This window comes from Sphingomonas sp. Ant20, assembly GCF_000783375.1.
Taxonomy (GTDB): Bacteria; Pseudomonadota; Alphaproteobacteria; order Sphingomonadales; family Sphingomonadaceae; genus Sphingomonas; species Sphingomonas aerolata.
Genome location: NZ_JRVI01000177.1, coordinates 1 through 4,816 on the forward strand (window position 1 = coordinate 1; position 4,816 = coordinate 4,816).

A 4,816-nucleotide genomic window follows, 5' to 3' on the forward strand; every position below is an offset into this window, starting at 1 on the left:
GCGCCCTCTTTGTCGACGACCCCGATTACCCCCGCCTGCTGGCCGAGACCGAAACTGCACCGCCGGTGCTGATCCTGCGCGGCGACATCGCGCATGCGACACGGCCGTGCATCGCGATGGTCGGCGCGCGCAACGCCTCTGCCGCCGCGTGCCGTTTCGCGCGCGAACTCGCGCATGCGCTCGCCGAGGCGGGCACCACCGTGGTGTCGGGCGTCGCGCGCGGGATCGACACCGCCGCGCATGTCGGTGCGCTCGGGAAGAACGGCACCGGGACCGGATCCGGCGGCACGATCGGCGTGATCGCGAGTGGTATCGACATCGCCTATCCGCCCGACAATGCTGCGCTGCAGGACGCGATCGCCACGCACGGGCTGTTGCTCGCCGAACAGCCGCCCGGGACCGAACCCAAGGCGCGCAACTTCCCGTCGCGCAACCGCATCATCGCAGGGCTCTCGATCGGGACGGTGGTGGTCGAGGCGGTGCCCAAATCGGGCTCGCTCATCACCGCGCGGCTCGCCGCCGAGCAGGGACGCGAGGTGATGGCGGTGCCCGGCAGCCCGCTCGATCCGCGCGCACAAGGGTGCAATCTGCTGATCCGCGAGGGGGCGACGCTCGTCCAGTCGGCCGCGGACATTCTCGAACAGATCCGTCCGTTCGACAGCCGCTCGGTCCGTTCCCCCGTCGACGCCTATACCGGGCAGGGCACCGGCGGCGGGCATCCGGACGATGCGAGCGAGGCCGACCGGCGCGCGGTTGCCGACCTGCTCGGCCCCGTCCCCGTCGGCATCGACGAGCTCGTCCGCCAGTCGCACCGGGCGCCCGCGATCGTCCACGCTGATCCTGCTCGAGCTCGAACTGGCCGGCCGGCTGGAACGGCATGCGGGCGGGCGCGTCAGCCTGATCTGGGCCGGGTCCGCCGACTAGGCGCGCCGCCGGTGGTCGCCAGTGCCAGCGCGATCGCCGCACGCTGTTTCCGGGCGAGCGCGTCCGCATCGTCGCAGGCCCGCTCGATCGTCGCGATCAATCCGTCGAGCTCGCGCTGGTCGTCCTCGATCAGCAGCGGCGTGGTCGTGCGCAGCGCGGCCCGGCGCAGCGTCGCGATCCGTCGCGCCAGCACCGCGCATTTGCGTTGCGCGAGGACGAGTGCCGCGGGGGTCATGCGACGCCCGCCGGATTCAACTGGACACTGGTCAACGTCGCAGCGCGGCAGGACGCGCTTTCCCGGTCGGGGGCAGTACAGCGCGGCAGAGGGCCCTGATATGTCATGCAATCCGCCGAAATGAGCGCCGATCGATGCGATCTTACACCAACAATTAACCTGATTTGGATCAACTATCCAGCATATGCTCTATCGACATCACTTCGATCCGTCCCGGGCGGGGACGCCAGCCGGTCTGCACGATGCGCCCCCGCGATCGCGCATCGCGATGCCGCCACCGCGCCCGCCCCGCCTCTGACAAACGGGCGCGGGCGCCCTATCTGGCGCATTCATGCCGACCAAGCGCCTGCTTGACGGCACCACCCGAACGCCGTCACCCTCGTACGCGTACACGTAAGGATCCCGGTTTCCCCATGCAGCTTGTCATCGTCGAATCGCCTGCCAAGGCCAAAACCATCGAGAAGTATCTCGGCAGCGACTATCGCGTGCTGGCCAGCTACGGCCATGTCCGCGACCTGCCGCCCAAGGACGGCTCGGTGGATCCCGACGATCAGTTCGCGATGACGTGGGAGAATTACGCCGACAAGTCGAAGCAGCTGAAAGCGATCACCGACCTCGCCAAGACCGCCGACCGCCTGATCCTCGCGACCGATCCGGATCGCGAGGGCGAGGCGATTTCGTGGCACGTCCGCGAAGTGCTGCGTGCGCGCAAGGCACTGCCGAAGGAGGTCGAGCGCGTCACGTTCAACGCGATCACCAAGGCCACCGTCACCGAGGCGATGAAGAACCCGCGCGAGCTCGACGACGACCTGATCGACGCCTACCGCGCCCGCCGTGCGCTCGATTACCTCGTGGGCTTCACGCTCTCGCCGGTGCTGTGGCGCAAGCTGCCGGGCGCCAAGTCCGCGGGCCGCGTCCAGTCGGTCTCGCTGCGCCTGATCGTCCAGCGCGAGCGCGAGATCGACGTGTTCAAGCCGCAGGAATACTGGTCCGTCACCGCCGAAATGGAGCATGACGGCACCGCGTTCCAGGCGCGCCTGACGCAGTTCGAGGGCAACAAGCTCGATCGCCTGTCGATCGGCAACGAGGGCGATGCGCTGCGGGCCAAGCAGGCGGTGCTCGACGGCAATTTCTCGGTCCAGACGGTCGAGACCAAGCCCGCCACGCGCAACCCGCCGCCGCCGTTCACCACGTCGACGCTCCAGCAGGAGGCGTCGCGCAAGCTCGGCTTCTCCGCCGATCACACGATGCGGATCGCGCAAGGCCTCTACGAGGACGGCGCGATCACCTATATGCGTACCGACGGCGTGCAGATGGACGGCAGCGCGATCAGCGCCGCGCGCCTCGCGGTCGCGAACCGCTTCGACGCGAGCTACGTCCCCGACAAGCCGCGCCAGTACCAGTCGAAGGCGAAGAACGCGCAGGAAGCGCATGAGGCGATCCGCCCCACGGACTTTTCCAAGGACAAGGCCGGCGGCGGCGATCATGCGCGCCTCTACGACCTGATCTTCAAGCGCGCGCTCGCCAGCCAGATGGCGTCGGCGCGGATGGAACGCACGACGGTCGAGATGGCCGACGGCACGGGTCGCAACATCCTGCGCGCAACCGGTCAGGTCGTGCTCTTCCCCGGCTATCTCGCCTTGTACGAGGAAGGCGCCGACGACACGCAGGACGAGGACGCACGCCGCCTGCCGCGGATGAAGGAGGGCGATGCGCCCGCCAAGAAGAAGGTCGACGCCGAGCAGCACTTCACGCAGCCGCCGCCGCGCTTCTCGGAGGCCAGCCTCGTCAAGCGGATGGAGGAGCTGGGCATCGGTCGCCCGTCCACCTATGCCTCGATCATCAAGACGCTGAAGGACCGCGCGTACGTCCGGATCGAGAAGAACCGCTTCTTCGCCGAGGAGAGCGGGCGGCTGGTGACGGCGTTCCTCGAACGCTTCTTCGAGAAATATGTCGGCTACGACTATACCGCCGAACTCGAGGAGGAGCTCGACGACGTCTCGGGCGGCCGCGCGCAGTGGCAGTCGGTGCTCGACGCGTTTTGGCGCGATTTCAAGCCGCGCACGTCCGAGGTGATGGAGCAGCAGCCCAGCGCGATCACCGCCGAGCTCGACACCTTCCTCGCGCCGTACCTGTTCCCCGCCAAGGCGGATGGAGGCGATCCGCGGCTCTGCCCGAATTGCGGCGAGGGGCAGCTCGCGCTGCGTGGCGGCAAGTTCGGCGCGTTCATCGCCTGCTCCAACTATCCCGAGTGCAAATACACCCGCCGCTTCGCGCAGCCCGGCGGTGACGCCGAGACGGATGCGGGTCCGTCGACGCTCGGCACGCATCCCGACACCGGCCAGCCGATCGAGCGCAAGTCGGGACGCTTCGGCCCGTATCTGCAGATCGGCGAGGGCGAGGATCGCAAGATGGCGTCGATCCCGAAGGACATCGGCGAGCTCAACCTCGAATGGGCGGTCAAGCTGCTCTCGCTCCCGCGGACGGTCGGCAATCATCCCGAGACCGGCGAGCCGATCATCGCGACGATCGGCAAGTTCGGGCCGTATCTGAAGCATCAGGGCAAATATGCGCGTCTCACCACGACCGCGGACGTGTTCGAGACGGGCATGAACGCGGCGGTCGTGAAGCTGGCCGAAGCGGCGGCCGGCGGCGGTCGCACCGCGCGCGGGGCGCAGGCGCCGCTCAAGGTGCTCGGCAACCATCCGCGCACCGAGGCGGAGATCAAGCTGATGGAGGGGCGTTACGGTCCCTATGTCACCGACGGCACGACCAATGCGACCCTGCCCAAGTCGATCGAGAAGGACCAGCTGACGCTGGAGGAAGCCGCGTCGCTGATCGACGCGCGGGCCGCGGCGGCGCCTGCGACGAAGAAGAAGAAGGCGCCCGCCAAGAAGCCCGCGGCGAAGAAGGCACCGGCCAAGGCCGCGGCGGCCAAGGACGGGGAGGCGACGGCGGCGCCGGTTAAGAAGGCTCCGGCCAAGAAGGCGCCTGCGAAAAAGGCAGCGCCGAAGAAGAAGGCCGCAGCGGAATGACGCCCTGATCCTCCCCCGTCAGGGGGGAGGATACAGACAGAAGGCTTACGCCGCGCGGCGTTGCGTCAACTGCATCCAGTCGCGCGCGGCGCGCTGCGCCACCGCAATGTCGCGCGGGCTCATGTCCTCGGCGATCTGCGCGCGGCATTCCTGCGCCGCGTGATTGCCCGACACCGCCGCCAGGTTGAACCATTTATGCGCCTCGATCAGGTCGAGCACGACGCCCGCGGTGCCGGTCGAATACACCATCCCGAGTTCGTAGCAGGCGCGCTCGTCGCCGCGCGCGGCATCGGCGAGGCGCCGTTCGATCAGGAAATTCTTGGTCTTGAGCCTGCCAGCCATTGTCGGTCCCCGCTGTTCCTGCCGACAGACTGGACCGACTCGGCCTGCTCAATGGTTAACGGGGCATTCCGTAGGATTGCCTAGTCGACCGCGATGTTGTCGATCAGCCGGGTCGTGCCCATCCGCGCGGCCGCGAGCAGCCGCCGGGGGCGGGCCGCGCCGGGCTGTTCCGCACCCGTCTGCTCGACGAGAGTCTCGGCATCCGCGAGCGCGACATAGTCGATCGCGAAGCCCGCGCCGACCAGCGCGGTCCGGGCGTCGTCGAGCACGGCGGCGACAA

Annotated in this window: 4 protein-coding genes and 1 pseudogene; 2 read left to right on the plus strand and 3 right to left on the minus strand. The window is 68.5% G+C overall.

The window, feature by feature from the left end; genetic code table 11:
- Positions 1-924 (plus strand): annotated as a pseudogene (dprA, locus tag NI18_RS17020) (DNA-processing protein DprA); the annotation flags it as partial.
- Here dprA and NI18_RS17025 read toward each other — a convergent pair.
- The gene (locus NI18_RS17025; protein WP_037531701.1) at positions 893-1,159 is read right to left on the minus strand and encodes a hypothetical protein; all 267 of its coding nucleotides are present in this window, start codon (positions 1,157-1,159) and stop codon (positions 893-895) included. The pseudogene dprA and the gene NI18_RS17025 sit on opposite strands and share 32 nt — an antisense overlap.
- A 413-nt stretch (positions 1,160-1,572) precedes the next feature.
- Between NI18_RS17025 and topA the strand changes: the two genes are divergently transcribed.
- Positions 1,573-4,194: a type I DNA topoisomerase gene (topA, locus tag NI18_RS17030; protein ID WP_031440482.1), complete on the plus strand. Its 2,622-nt coding sequence runs from the start codon at positions 1,573-1,575 to the stop codon at positions 4,192-4,194.
- 45 nt (positions 4,195-4,239) lie between these two features.
- On the opposite strand, the gene NI18_RS17035 is transcribed toward topA, so the two are convergent.
- Positions 4,240-4,536: a sel1 repeat family protein gene (locus NI18_RS17035; protein WP_031440481.1), complete on the minus strand. Its 297-nt coding sequence runs from the start codon at positions 4,534-4,536 to the stop codon at positions 4,240-4,242.
- An 80-nt stretch (positions 4,537-4,616) separates the two neighbouring features.
- The coding region (locus tag NI18_RS17040) for a pantoate--beta-alanine ligase (RefSeq protein WP_037531703.1) at positions 4,617-4,816 on the minus strand (200 nt) is incomplete at its 5' end.

Coding starts and splice junctions, on each gene's coding strand:
- NI18_RS17025 (WP_037531701.1), bottom strand. CDS start 1,159: ATGACCCCCGCGGCACTCGTCCTCGCGCAACGCAAATGCGCGGTGCTG.
- topA (WP_031440482.1), top strand. CDS start 1,573: ATGCAGCTTGTCATCGTCGAATCGCCTGCCAAGGCCAAAACCATCGAG.
- NI18_RS17035 (WP_031440481.1), bottom strand. CDS start 4,536: ATGGCTGGCAGGCTCAAGACCAAGAATTTCCTGATCGAACGGCGCCTC.